The 13,353-nt window shown below is 60.4% G+C and carries 10 protein-coding genes and 3 tRNA genes; 1 reads left to right on the top strand and 12 read right to left on the bottom strand.

Annotated features, from left to right (window positions below; all coding sequences use genetic code 11):
• Positions 1-30 precede the first annotated feature (30 nt).
• Positions 31-1,005 carry a bile acid:sodium symporter family protein gene (locus JQN66_RS00060; RefSeq protein ID WP_204676154.1) on the bottom strand — a complete coding sequence of 325 codons (975 nt, stop codon included), beginning with the start codon at positions 1,003-1,005 and terminating at the stop codon, positions 31-33.
• Between the two features lie 68 nt (positions 1,006-1,073).
• Between JQN66_RS00060 and JQN66_RS00055 the strand changes: the two genes are divergently transcribed.
• Positions 1,074-2,285, top strand: a complete 1,212-nt coding sequence (locus tag JQN66_RS00055) for a glycosyltransferase family 4 protein (RefSeq protein ID WP_239464250.1) — start codon at positions 1,074-1,076, stop codon at positions 2,283-2,285.
• A 75-nt stretch (positions 2,286-2,360) separates the two neighbouring features.
• Here JQN66_RS00055 and JQN66_RS00050 read toward each other — a convergent pair.
• From JQN66_RS00050 to dnaA, 11 genes are all read right to left on the bottom strand, one after another.
• Positions 2,361-2,433, bottom strand: a tRNA-Ala gene (locus tag JQN66_RS00050).
• 79 nt (positions 2,434-2,512) lie between these two features.
• A tRNA-Ala gene (locus JQN66_RS00045) sits at positions 2,513-2,585 on the bottom strand.
• A 7-nt stretch (positions 2,586-2,592) separates the two neighbouring features.
• Entirely contained in the window at positions 2,593-2,712 is a 120-nt protein-coding gene (locus JQN66_RS18420; protein ID WP_209550362.1) for a DLW-39 family protein, read from the bottom strand.
• 31 nt (positions 2,713-2,743) lie between these two features.
• Positions 2,744-2,817 (bottom strand) — tRNA-Ile (locus JQN66_RS00040).
• A 122-nt stretch (positions 2,818-2,939) separates the two neighbouring features.
• Positions 2,940-3,536: a DUF3566 domain-containing protein gene (locus tag JQN66_RS00035; protein ID WP_188949291.1), complete on the bottom strand. Its 597-nt coding sequence runs from the start codon at positions 3,534-3,536 to the stop codon at positions 2,940-2,942.
• Positions 3,533-6,154: a DNA gyrase subunit A gene (gene gyrA / locus JQN66_RS00030; protein WP_204676153.1), complete on the bottom strand. Its 2,622-nt coding sequence runs from the start codon at positions 6,152-6,154 to the stop codon at positions 3,533-3,535. Before gyrA ends, JQN66_RS00035 begins: the two co-directional genes overlap by 4 nt.
• A 49-nt stretch (positions 6,155-6,203) precedes the next feature.
• Entirely contained in the window at positions 6,204-8,207 is a 2,004-nt protein-coding gene (gyrB, locus tag JQN66_RS00025) for a DNA topoisomerase (ATP-hydrolyzing) subunit B (protein ID WP_204676152.1), read from the bottom strand.
• Between the two features lie 344 nt (positions 8,208-8,551).
• The gene (locus tag JQN66_RS00020) at positions 8,552-9,109 is read right to left on the bottom strand and encodes a DciA family protein (protein WP_188949294.1); all 558 of its coding nucleotides are present in this window, start codon (positions 9,107-9,109) and stop codon (positions 8,552-8,554) included.
• On the bottom strand, positions 9,102-10,265 hold the full coding sequence (gene recF, locus JQN66_RS00015) for a DNA replication/repair protein RecF (RefSeq protein ID WP_188949295.1): 1,164 nt from the start codon (positions 10,263-10,265) through the stop codon (positions 9,102-9,104). The genes JQN66_RS00020 and recF overlap by 8 nt, the downstream gene beginning before the upstream one ends.
• 55 nt (positions 10,266-10,320) lie before the next feature.
• Positions 10,321-11,448: a DNA polymerase III subunit beta gene (gene dnaN, locus JQN66_RS00010; RefSeq protein WP_188949296.1), complete on the bottom strand. Its 1,128-nt coding sequence runs from the start codon at positions 11,446-11,448 to the stop codon at positions 10,321-10,323.
• A gap of 468 nt (positions 11,449-11,916) precedes the next feature.
• The gene (dnaA, locus tag JQN66_RS00005) at positions 11,917-13,353 is read right to left on the bottom strand and encodes a chromosomal replication initiator protein DnaA (protein WP_204676151.1); all 1,437 of its coding nucleotides are present in this window, start codon (positions 13,351-13,353) and stop codon (positions 11,917-11,919) included.

The raw sequence follows: 13,353 nt of genomic DNA, 5'->3' as shown, positions 1-13,353 counted from the left end.
ATACATATATGTCAAAGCGCATTTATTAGATTACTCTCCACGATCCTTCCTCCTCCAGAGAGAAGAAATCACAGCACCTGACAAGTTATGCCAAACGGAGAATACCGCGGCCGGGAGCGCCGCCTCAGGAGTGAAATACTGCTTCGCCAGTCCGCCTGCAAGACCGGAATTCTGCATGCCGACTTCGATGGCGATGGTCCGGCGGGATTCTTCTGGCACACGCAGTAGTTTCCCAATTCCGTATCCGAGAAGCAATCCGAGACCATTGTGCAGGGCAACAGCCAGGAATACCAATAACCCGGCGGACATGATCGCCTCCGAGCTTCCAGCCACGATGATTGTCACCACGATGGTGATAGCTGCAACCGAGAACCACGGCAAAGCCGCCAAGATCCCCAGCACTACGCTGTTGAGCAGCATTCGAAGCACGATACCGAGCACCACCGGTATCAAAACGACCTGGAAGACCGTTCCGGCCATGGACCGGGCATCCACCGGCAGATACTGTCCGGCGAGCCAGAATGCCAGCAGCGGGGTGAATACGGGTGCGACAAGGGTGGACAGCGAAGTCATGGACACCGATAGCGCTACATTTCCCCTTGCGAGGTAGGCGACCACATTGGAAGCGGTACCTCCCGGCGCGCAACCGACCAGAATCAGCCCGGCAGCTAGCGCGGGATCCAGGTTCAGGCCCCAGGCGACCAGCCAACCCATCGCCGGCATCACCATGAACTGGGCTGCAACACCGCCGAGCACCGGGAGGGGATTTTTGAAGACCAACCCGAAGTCGGGCAGGGTGAGGCTCAGACCCATGCAGAACATGATGACCATCAGCAAGGGGTTGATCCATGACGACAACCCGGAAAATACCTGGGGAACCAGAACTCCGGACACGCCGCCGAGCAGGATCAGAGCGGGGAAGAGCAACACCGCAATCTGGGACTCCCTTTCGGTCTTCGTCTGGCCAGCACCGGTATCCTGTGTCGTCGCATCGTCATTCAGCACCCTGACATCCTGTCAATCATTAGTGCTTGGTTTCAACTGCGGACAGCTCAGGCGAAGCATTGCTGTTCATGCCCCCTGCAAGTCCAGTTCACATCACGGCCATGTACAAGGTCGAAGCTGTAGGTGTGAAAGTAGCAATCATCGCTGAATCCTTTCTTCCGCACATCAACGGGGTCACCAATTCAATCCTGCGGACCCTTGACCATCTGGCACTCAGAGGGCACGAGGCGGTGGTCATCGCCCCGGCAGGCTCGCTGGCCAATGAGTTCACCGGCAAGGCGGTTCCGAAGCGCTACCGCGGGTTCCGCGTCATCACCGTGCCTTCGGTGCCGCTTCCAAAGTATCCCGAGGTGCGGCTTTCCACTGCGTCATCGCAGAAGCTGCGAAGGATCCTGCTCCGGGAGCAAGTGGACTTGGTTCATCTTGCCAGCCCGTTTCTCCTGGGCTGGAGCGCGCTGCGCGCAGCAGGCGAGCTTGGATTACCGACCGTTGCGGTGTACCAGACAGAAGTGCCTACCTATGCGGCGCGCTACAAGTTCCCCTGGCTGGCTGACAGGCTCTGGGAGCATGTCAGGGCCATTCATACTGCAGCAGACCTGACACTGGCACCCAGCAGCTTCTCCATGGCCCAGCTGGACGGGCTCGGGATCAATAACTTGAAATTGCTCCGAAGGGGTGTGGATACTGCGCTGTTCTCGCCCTGTCGAAGAAGCGAAGCCTTCCGCAGAGCCGTTGCACCCTCCGGAGAGCGTCTCATCGGCTATGTAGGCCGCCTCTCGGCAGACAAGCAGGTAGGGGACCTCCGAGCGCTTAGCGAGCTGCCTGGGGCACGCTTGGTGGTCGTGGGCTCGGGCCCGATGGAGCGCGAGCTGCGGACGCTGATGCCAAAAGCTCATTTCACCGGGTTCCTGTCCGGGAGCCGGCTGGCTGAAATCATGGCCTCCCTTGATGTCTTCGTGCATCCGGGGGAGTCGGAGACGTTTTGCCAAACCATCCAGGAGGCAATGGCCAGCCGTGTTCCAGTAGTTGCCGTGGGCAGGGGAGGACCGTTGGATCTGGTGGATTCCTCGCGAACGGGGTGGTTGTACGAGCCAGGCCAGCTCGACGATCTCGCCTATCGAGTCAATGACCTTGTCTTCGACGGCGGCAAACGTGAGGCTTTCGCTGCTGCGGCGATGGACAGCGTCCAAGGCAAGACTTGGGAGAAGATCGGTGACGAGTTGCTGGAGCACTACAGGTCGGTGCGGTTGCACCGGGCAGCGCATCGCGCCCGGTTCTGATTGGAGCTCGACCTCTGGAAACCGGGGTTAACAAACAAACGACGGAAAGCTTTCGCTTTCCGTCGTCTTCTCGTGTGGAGCCTAGGAGATTCGAACTCCTGACATCCTGCTTGCAAAGCAGGCGCTCTACCAACTGAGCTAAGGCCCCCAATGGCAAGAAATAAATTTACCGGCCAGTGCGGGTTAAAGCAAAAACGGAAAGCTTTCGCTTTCCATTTTCCCTTTTGTGGAGCCTAGGAGATTCGAACTCCTGACATCCTGCTTGCAAAGCAGGCGCTCTACCAACTGAGCTAAGGCCCCAAAAGCGTTAGGAAACTTTATCGGCTACCTGATGCCAGGTATCCTTGGTTTCCGAAGAAGCCTTTACCTTCTTGATCAGCACTGCGGCAGCAGTTGCGATCGTTGCGAGAACCAGGAACTTTTTCATTACTTCCTCTTTCCCTCCAGCAAGGATTCGGTGGGCGTACCAAGACTTGAACTTGGGACCTCTTCGTTATCAGCGAAGCGCTCTAACCGCCTGAGCTATACGCCCTTGCTTTTGTTTTTGTTCTCTTCGGAACGAAATAAAACTTTACCGGGGTTTCTGCGAAGATACAAATCGAGCCCGGGTGTCGTGCATCACAGCACTAATCCCGGGCTCGACTTGGGGTGATTCTAGTCGTCGGTGAGGGTCACGCCGGCGCCGCCCACCAGCGAGGAGGCGATGTTGTACAACACCGATCCCAGCATGGCGACCACCGAAATCACGACCACGTTGACCACGGCGAGGATGGTGGCGTACGAAGCCACTTGGCCCAGGGACATAGAATCGCGCAGGTCGAAGCTGTCTTCAGCGCCAATGGCCTCGCGCATCAGCTGGTTGAAGGCATCGAACGTTCCACTGAGATCCAGCACGGCCCAGATACCCACCGCTGCCACCACGGTGATGACGCCGAAAGCCACCGAGAGCAGGAAGGCGATTTTCAGGACCGAAAATGGTTCCACCTTGGAAACCAGCAGGCGGGCCTTGCGGACCTTGGCCTTCGGCGCAGGGCGCACCAGACGCTCCTGGTTTCCAGCGGGACGCTGCTGGCCTGTTGGGCGTGGAGCCGCCGGACGGGGAGCTCCGGCTGGACGCTGCTGCCCGGCCGCCGGGCGCTGGCCCGGTGCTGGGCGGCTGCCGGCTGCCGCAGGTCGCTTTACCTGGGTAGGTCGCGGCGCTGCGCTCTTCGGGGCACTGCCGCTGGGGCGTGGCGTCGAGGGCGTGCTCATGCGTTACCTCCGTTAGTGGTGTCATCTTCTGCGGACTCGGAAGTGCTTTCCGACGTGCCGGATGACTCATTAGTGATGTTTTCCGGATCCAAGATTACGGTATCTTCCTCCGAGTTCTCTTCAAGCTCGGTTTCAGTATTCTTGGCGACCGCGATGATCGAATCCTTCTTGTCTGGCTTCGCGAAGATCACGCCCATGGTGTCTCGGCCCTTGGAAGGAACCTGCGAAACCGCGGAGCGGACGACCTTGCCCGAACCCATGACAACCAGCACCTCGTCGGTTTCATCAACGATCATGGCGCCAACCAGCTCGCCGCGTTCCTCGTTGAGCTTGGCCACCTTAATACCCAAGCCGCCACGGGATTGCACGCGGTATTCGTCGACCGTGGTGCGCTTGGCATAGCCCTCGTCGGTCACCGTGAACATGTAGGACCCTTCGCGGACCACGTCGGCGGCGAGCAGTTCGTCGCCCTCGCGGAACTTCATGCCGGTCACGCCGCTGGTGGCGCGGCCCATCGGGCGCATCGCGGTGTCGGTGGCGGTGAAGCGCACCGATTGGCCCTTGCGCGAGACAAGCATCACATCATCGGATTCGCTGACCAGCTGGGCGGAGACCAGTTCGTCGTCCTCGCGCAGGTTGATTGCGATCACGCCGGCGGTGCGGTTGGTGTCGTAGTCTTCCAGCCGGGTCTTCTTCACCAGGCCGTTGCGGGTGGCCAGCATCAGGTACTGGGCGTCCTGATAGGTACGCAGGTCCAGCACCTGGGCGATGTGCTCGTCCGGCTGGAAGGCCATCACGTTGGCCACGTGCTGGCCCTTGGCGTCGCGGCCGGCCTCGGCCAGTTCGTAGCACTTGGTGCGGTAGACGCGGCCGTGGTTGGTGAAGAACAGCAGCCAGTTATGCGTGGAGGTGACGAAGAAGTGCTCCACCACGTCGTCCCCACGCAGGCTGGCGCCCTTGATTCCCTTGCCGCCGCGGGCCTGCGAGCGGTAGTTGTCGATGCGCGTGCGCTTGACGTAGCCGCCGCGGGTGATGGTGACCACCATTTCCTCTTCGGGGATCAGGTCCTCGACGCTCATGTCGCCGTCGTAGCCCATGAGGATCTTGGTGCGGCGGTCGTCGCCGTGCTTCTCCACGATCTCGGCCAGTTCTTCCGAGACGATGGTGCGCTGGCGCTGCGGATCGGCGATGATCTCCTTGAACTCGGTGATCATGCGCTCGAGCTCGGCATGCCGGTCCTGGATCTTCTGGCGTTCCAGGGCGGCCAGGCGGCGCAGCTGCATGTCGAGGATGGCGCGGGCCTGGTCCTCGTCGATGTCCAGCAGCTCCATCAGCCCGTCGCGTGCCGCCTCGGTGGTCGAGGAGCGGCGGATCAAGGCGATGACCTCGTCCAAGGCGTCCAGGGCCTTGAGCAGGCCGCGCAGGATGTGCGCCTCTTCCTCCGCCTTGCGCAGGCGGTACTTCGTGCGGCGGACAATGACTTCGATCTGGTGGGTGACCCAGTGACGGATGAAGCCGTCCAGCGGCAGGGTGCGCGGCACCCCGTCCACGATCGCCAGCATGTTGGCGGAGAAGTTGGACTGCAGCTCGGTGTGCTTGTAGAGGTTGTTCAGCACCACCTTGGCCACGGCGTCGCGCTTGAGCACGATCACCAGGCGCTGGCCGGTGCGGCCGGAGGTCTCGTCGCGCATGTCCGCGATGCCGGCGATCTTGCCGTCGCGCACGAGCTCGGCGATCTTCACCGCGAGGTTGTCCGGGTTGGCCATGTACGGCAGTTCGGTGACCACCAGGCAGGTGCGGCCCTGGATTTCCTCCACGTTGACCACGGCGCGCATGGTGATCGATCCGCGGCCGGTGCGATAGGCGTCGGAGATGCCCTTGGTGCCCAGGATCATGGCGCCGGTCGGGAAGTCCGGGCCCTTCACGCGCTGCATCAGCGCGGCCAGCAGTTCCTCGCGGGAGACCTCAGGGTTCTGCAGGTACCACTGCACGCCCTCGGCGACCTCGCGCAGGTTGTGCGGCGGGATGTTGGTGGCCATGCCCACGGCAATGCCGGAAGAGCCGTTGACCAGAAGGTTCGGGAAACGAGCCGGCAGAACCGTGGGTTCCTGGTTCTTGCCGTCGTAGTTGTCCTGGAAATCAACGGTGTCCTCGTTGATGTCGCGGACCATTTCCATGGCCAGCTGGGCCATCTTGGTTTCGGTGTAACGCTGGGCGGCCGCGCCGTCGTTGCCCGGGGAGCCGAAGTTGCCCTGGCCCAGGGCCAACGGGTAGCGCATGACCCAGTCCTGGATCAGGCGGACCAGCGCATCGTAGATCGCGGTGTCGCCGTGCGGGTGGTACTGGCCCATGACCTCGCCGACCACGCGGGCGCACTTGTTGTACGCGCGCTCGGGGCGGTAGCCGCCGTCGAACATCGCGTAGATGACGCGGCGGTGCACCGGCTTCAGGCCGTCGCGCACGTCCGGCAGCGCGCGGCCGACGATCACGGCCATGGCGTAGTCCAGGTAGGACCGCTGCATTTCTGCCTGCAGGTCGATCTGGTCAATACGCCCGCCTTCGTGCGCTACGACCTCGCCGTCCAGCGGTTCGTTCTCAGGAGTCTGCTCGTCGCTCAATTTCTTCCCTTACACATCAAAAAAGTTCTACGGTCCGCGGTGGTATCGCCTAGATATCCAGGAAACGGACGTCCTTGGCGTTCTGCTGGATGAAGTTGCGGCGGGACTCTACGTCCTCGCCCATCAGGACGGAGAAAATCTCGTCCGCGGCGGCGGCGTCGTCCATGGTGACCTGGCGCAGCGTGCGGCGATCCGGGTCCATGGTGGTGTCCCACAGCTCGGAGTAGTCCATCTCGCCCAGGCCCTTGTAGCGCTGGATGCCGTTTTCCTTCGGCAGGCGCTTGTTGGCAGCGGCGCCGGCGACCAGGGTCGCGTCGCGTTCCTTGTCGGTGTACACATAGTCGTGCGGGGCGTTGGACCACTTGATGCGGTACAGCGGAGGGCTGGCCAGGAAGACGTAGCCCTGCTCGATCAACGGGCGCATGAAGCGGAAGATCAGGGTCAGCAGCAGCGTGGTGATGTGCTGGCCGTCGACGTCCGCATCGGCCATCAAAACGATCTTGTGGTAGCGCAGCTTGGACATGTCGAACTCTTCGCCGATGCCGGTGCCGAAGGCGGTGATCATCGACTGCACTTCGGCGTTGCCCAGCGCGCGGTCCAGCCGGGCGCGCTCCACGTTCAGGATCTTGCCGCGCAGCGGCAGGATGGCCTGGGTGTGCGGGTCGCGTCCGCGCTTGGCCGAGCCGCCTGCGGAGTCGCCCTCCACGATGAACACTTCGCACTCGATGGGGTTCTTCGAGGAGCAGTCCGAGAGCTTGCCCGGCATGCCGAAGGATTCCATGGGGGACTTGCGGCGCGCGTTGTCGCGGGCCTTGCGCGCGGCCATGCGGGCCTGGGAGGCCAGCTGCGCCTTGCGGATGATGTCCCTGGCGATGTTCGGGTTGCGGCCGAACCAGTCGCCGAGCTCGTCATTGACAACGCCCTGCACGAAGCCGCGGGCCATCGAGTTGCCCAGCTTGGTTTTGGTCTGGCCTTCGAACTGCGGTTCGGAAAGCTTCACGGAGAGCACCGCGGTCAGGCCTTCGCGCACGTCGTCGCCGGTGAGGTTGTCGTCCTTTTCGCGCAGGATCTTGTTATCCCGCGCATAGCGGTTGAGCAGGCTGGTCAGCGCGGCGCGGAAGCCCTCTTCGTGGGTGCCGCCCTCATGGGTGTTGATGGTGTTCGCATAGGTGTGCACGGACTCGGCGTAGGCGGTAGTCCACTGCATGGCGATTTCCAGGCTGATGCCGCGGGCGGAGTCCTCGGACTCGAAGGCGATGACCTCGTCGTGGACCAGCTCGACCTTCTTGGCGGCGTTCAGGTGCTTGACGTAGTCCAGCAGGCCGTCCTTGTACAGGTAGTCGACGCGGCGCGGCTTGACGACCTGGTTCTCGATCTCCTCCTCGACCTCGGCCTCCGGCTCAGCTGCCTCCGGAACGCGTTCGTCGGTGAGGGTGATGCGCAGGCCCTTGTTCAGGAACGCCATCTGCTGGAAGCGGGCGCGCAGGGTCTCGAAGTCGAATTCGACGGTGTCGAAGATTTCCGGGTCCGGGTAGAACGTCTGGGTGGTGCCGGTCTGCTCGGTGGCCTCGCCCTGGGTCAGCGGGGTGGTGGTGAACCCGCCGTTGGAGAAGCCGATGCGCCAGGCGTGGCCCTGCCTGCGGACCACGGTGTCGACCTTGCGGGACAGCGCGTTGACCACGGAGATGCCCACGCCGTGCAGGCCGCCGGAGACGGCGTAGCCGCCGCCGCCGAACTTGCCGCCGGCGTGCAGGATGGTCATGACGACCTCGACGGTGGGCTTGCCCTCGGTGGGGTGGATGTCCACGGGGATGCCGCGGCCGTTGTCCTCGCAGCGCACGCCGCCGTCGGCCTGCAGGGTGATGTTGATGGTGTCGCAGTATCCGGCCAGCGCCTCGTCGACAGAGTTGTCAACGACTTCATAAACCAGGTGGTGCAGGCCGCGGGGGCCGGTGGAACCGATGTACATGCCCGGGCGTTTGCGTACCGCTTCGAGTCCTTCGAGGACGGTAATATCCTGGGCGCCGTAAGTGTGCTCGACTTTTGAAGTCATCGATTCTGCAGGCACTGGGATGTTGTCCGGTTCCTGCGGTGAAGCGTTTTCGTTAGACACGGGTGCTACGAACTCCTCGATTTTGGCGCGCGACCACCATGCGCGGTCCGAGCCCGGACGCGTCCAGCGATCTTGGTCTGGAGCGACGTAGACGTGGGTTCACCCACGGCACAGTCAATTCACTACCCCTAATTCTACCGCCTACAGCAAAATTATCGGGGATTCTGTGGCCTAAATCAGCCGCAGAAGGCACGGAATAGACCATCTGAGCGAGTTTGGGTGATCAACTGAGGGGGGATCCAGCCGGGAGGTGCGTTAGAGCGCCATATGCCATGCCAGCATTTCTAGCCGTAGGTGTCCCGGGGGCCGCGACCGGCCACCGATCTCAAGCCGTGGCGCCACGAAGGTGCGTTCGGACCAATCACCCGGATGACCGTCACGATGCCCGGACCGAGCTCGGCGTCGAACTTCTTCAGCAGCTGGTGGCTCAGCAGCCGCAGCTGCGTGGCCCATGACGTGGAATCGCAGCGGACCACCACCACGGTGTCCTCGAAAGACTCCGGACGGCAATGCTTTGCGATGTTCTCGCCGACCAGCTCGTTCCAGCGGCCGAGCACCGATCCGACGGCCACTTGGGTGCTCCAGCCGCGTGATTTGGACATTCTGGCCACCACGGCGCCGATGGACCGCGGGTCGCGGGGAGCATCGTCGTCTATCGTTTTCTTGCCTGCGCCCGGCGTATTGCGGGAGTTCTGGCGTTTGCGCACCTTGGCCAAGCGTGCCGCGTCCAGACGCGAATCGCCGCGTTCCTCGGCGAGCTTGCGCATGCGATTGAGCAACGCCCTGGCGGCGTCGATTTCCGGATCCATGCGATGCTCGTCGTCGAAATTCTGGCTAGGCATCGACAACCTGCCCAGGGGAGACCTGGAAGAAATGCCCCTTCAAAGCCTCGGGAACGTCTTCTACCACGGCGGCGGTGACCAGCACCTGTTCAGCTCCAGCGACAATATGGGCCAGGCGGTTGCGGCGGGTTGCGTCCAGCTCGGCGAAAACATCGTCCAGGATCAAGATCGGCCCGGAGCCCGGACGGGGGTCGTCGTCGCCGAAGACGCGGTAGGCCGCCAAACGCAGCGACAGCGCAAAGGACCAGGTTTCGCCGTGCGAGGCGTAGCCCTTAGCCGGTGCCGCGCCAAGGGTCAGGACCAGGTCGTCACGGTGCGGGCCGAACAGGGAAATGCCTCGATCCAGCTCGCGGGAACGATTCGCTTCGATCGCGGTCAGCAGCAATTCCTGGATTTCTTCCTGTCCAAGGGTCTCGAGATCCCGGGCCGGCAGGCTGGCATCATCCACTTCTCCCTCGAGCGATGAACGATATACCGCGCTGGCTTCCTTCGCGCCGTCGGCAAGATCCGCATAAGCGGCCTGCATGTAGGGACGCAGCAGCGACAGGACGTTGAGCCTGCCGCGGATCAGTCGCGCTCCGCAGGCTGCCAGCTGCAAGTCCCACGCCTGCAACGTGTTTTCCTGCGAGGTAGTCGGCTTGGACTTGCCGCGGATCGACTTGAGCAGCGCGTTGCGCTGCTTCACAATGCGTTCGTAGTCGTTTTTGGTCCCGGCTTCGACAGGGCGCAGGGTCACCAGCAATTCATCGAGGAACCGGCGGCGGTTCGAGGGATCGCCCTTGATCAAGGCCAAGTCCTCCGGCGCAAAGAGCACGGTGCGCACCATGCCAAGGATTTCCCGGGCACGCACCGGATTCGCGCGATTGATGCGAGCTCGGTTGATCTTTCCGCTGGTGATCTCCACTTCGAGCTGCGTCTGCTGGTTTCCTCGATGCAGCGTGCCTCGGATCAACGCGCGTTCGGCACCAAAATTTAATAGCGGCGCATCATTGCTGACCCGATGGGAGGCAAGATTCGCCAGATAACCAATGGATTCGACGATGTTGGTCTTGCCCACGCCGTTAGGCCCCACCAGGACGTTGATCCCCGGGACAAGGTGCACGTCGGCTTGCGCATACGAGCGGAAGCTCGTGAGTGAAAGCTGCGAGATATACACCGGAATCCTGACACGAAGAAGCGGTGGGTGGCAGCTGCCACCCACCGAAAAATTGCTAGTTGGAGTTCGGCAGGCGAACTGGCATGACCAGATAGCGGTACTGGTCCTGGTCTTCCTCATCCAGCTTTTCCTGCCCGGTCAACATTGCCGGTTTGGGTGCGCTGGTGAAGGAGAAACGAACGAAATCGGTGTTGAAGGAGTTCAGGCCTTCGGAGAGGAATGTCGGGTTGAATGCCACCACGATGTCTTCGCCGCGCAGGGCTGCAACAATGGCTTCTTCCGCCTGGGCATCCTCGCCGGTACCGGCATCCAAGGTCAGCTGTCCATCCGTGAATGCCATGCGTACCGGGGTATTTCGCTCGGCCACCACAGAGACGCGGCGCACGGCTTCAATCAATTCACTGGTACGAACCGTGGCATGGATTGGGGTGTCGCTGGGGAACAACGAACGGATCTTCGGGTATTCACCATTGATCAGCAATGAAGTGGTGCGACGGTTCGCACTCTCGAAACCAATCATTTCGCCGTTCTTGCTGATGGCAAGTTTGAGTTCACCCGAGCTCGAGAGGGTCTTGGCCACTTCACTGAGTGTTTTTGCCTTGATCAAGAACGACGTAGAGATTTCTGATTGGTTCGGAGTCCAGTTGAGTTCACGCATGGCCAGCCGGTAACGGTCGGTAGCGAGGAAGGTGATGAGATCATTTTCGATCTCGACCTTGATACCGGTCAGTACCGGGAGAGTGTCATCTTTCGATGCAGCGACGATGACCTGCGAAACGGATTCTGCGAATGCCTGCCCATCGATGGTGCCAGCAATTTCAGGCAATGCAGGCAGGGTTGGGTATTCATCGACTGGCATCGTTGCGAGATGGAAGCGTGAACGGCCGCAGGCCAAGGAAATCTTTGACCCTTCGGTTTCGAGGGTGACTGTGGAATTTGGCAGCGAGCGGGTGATTTCTGCTAACAGCTTGCCTGAGACCAGGATTGATCCCTGCTCGGAAATGTCCGCAGGAATTTCGATGTGGGACGAAATTTCGTAATCGAATCCCTCGAGGCGAACTATGCCTTCGTGGGTAGTGATCAGAATGCCAGCCAATACAGGCGAAGGTGGTCGCTGCGCCAAGGACCGGGCGGTCCAAGATACGGCGTCTGCCAAAACATCCTTTTCAACGCTGAACTTCACGAAAAATCCGCCTTTCGAAACCCATAAGTCTTAAGCCAGGCCAAGAAGGTAGTTTCCCGCCAAGTTCTTAAGCATAGATCAGGTAGTTGCACGTTCTCTGCAAATAATTTTGCCACGTCCATCCGACGCTGTCTCAGCGATGGACCCAAAGTGTGGAAGAGACAACAAAAATTCAGGGTTCTGCACAGTTTCGAAGTCCTGGTCAGGGAGTGGACTCGTTATTTGGATGAATAAGTCTTAAAGGTAGAAGTGTTAATAACCCCTGTGGATACTGTGGATAAGTGCCATAACGCCAGACCTGAGGCCGATTGTGCATGTGAACAACATGTGTTTGGAAGTGACACTCAGTTCCATGACCTTGTTGAAACTCAGTTCCATGATTTTTAACGTCCACATGCAAAGACGTACTTATCCGCAGATCATCACCAGATCTTCCACAGATTTATCCACACCTGTGGTTTCGGCTTTTTAGTGCTCCCGCTGGCTCTGTTTAATGCGGTTTGTCAGTTCCGTCACCTGGTTGAAGATCGCGCGTCGCTCGGCCATCAATTCGCGGATTTTGCGGTCTGCGTGGATCACGGTGGTATGGTCGCGTCCGCCAAGTTCCGCGCCGATCTTCGGAAGAGACATCTCAGTCAATTCACGCAGCAGGTACATGGCTATCTGACGTGCAGTGACCAGCGTGCGGGTACGCGATTTGCTGTTCAATTCTTCAATGGTCAACCCGAAGTATTCGGCGGTCTGCTTGATAATGGTCGACGGAGTAATCTCCTGCGCGCCATCGTCGCTAATCAAATCCTTGAGCACGGTTTCAGCTAGCGCCAGGTCCACCTGCTGATTGTTCAGCGAGGCGAAGGCAGTGACACGGATGAGGGCGCCTTCGAGCTCGCGGATATTGGTGGAGATGCGCGAAGCGATGTACTCCATGACATCGCTGGGTGCGGAAAGATTCTCGGCATCGGCTTTCTTGCGCAGAATAGCAATACGCGTTTCTAGCTCCGGCGGCTGAATATCCGTAAGCAGGCCCCATTCGAAACGCGAACGCATACGGTCTTCGAAACCCTGAAGCTGTTTGGGCGGAAGATCCGAAGTGATCACAACCTGCTTGTTGTGGTTGTGCAGCGCGTTGAACGTATGGAAGAACTCTTCCTGGGTGGCATCCTTGTTTGCCAGAAACTGAATATCGTCGATCAACAGAATGTCGACGTTGCGATAGGTCTGCTTGAAGCTGGCGCCTTCGTCATCGCGGATGGAGTTGATGAAGTCGTTAGTGAACTCCTCGGAATTCACATAGCGTACGCGGATGCCTTTGTAGAGGTGGCGAGCGTAGTGGCCGATGGCATGCAGCAAGTGTGTCTTGCCCAAGCCAGAATCACCGTAGATGAACAACGGGTTGTATGCCTTGGCAGGGGCCTCTGCGACGGCAACAGCGGCTGCATGCGCGAAACGGTTCGAGGACCCGATGACGAAAGTATCGAAAATGTACTTCGGGTTCAGGCGCCCGAATTCCTGCGAATTTGATGGGGGAGTGGGTTGCGGTGCTGGCTGCGGGCGCGGACCAGGCGCTTCAGTTACTGCCGGTGGTGCTGCCGGCGCGGCCGGAACCTCAGGTTCTTCGGCTTCCAATTCATCTGACAACGACAGGTCAACACTGACAGCGCAGCGAATGTCGTCCTGGAATACCGCGCGCAACGCATCATCCAGTGGCTCTCGAAGCTGGGTCTGCAGCATGTCGCGGGTCAAATCATTGGGCACAGCCACCAGCAGGGTAGTCCCGATCAATCCCTGTGGCTTGGCGAGAGAAACGAAAGCCCGATGGCGGGCCTTAACGCGGTCGTCGTCCTCGATCTTCCGGACTACTTGGCGCCATGAGCTACCAATGCTATTGGTCTCGTCGCTGCTCAC

Origin of the sequence: Glutamicibacter protophormiae (genome assembly GCF_016894325.1) — a bacterium.
Taxonomy (GTDB): Bacteria; Actinomycetota; Actinomycetes; order Actinomycetales; family Micrococcaceae; genus Glutamicibacter; species Glutamicibacter protophormiae.
The sequence above is the reverse complement of the archived record's forward strand: the minus strand, read 5'-3'. Positions and strand labels throughout refer to the sequence as shown.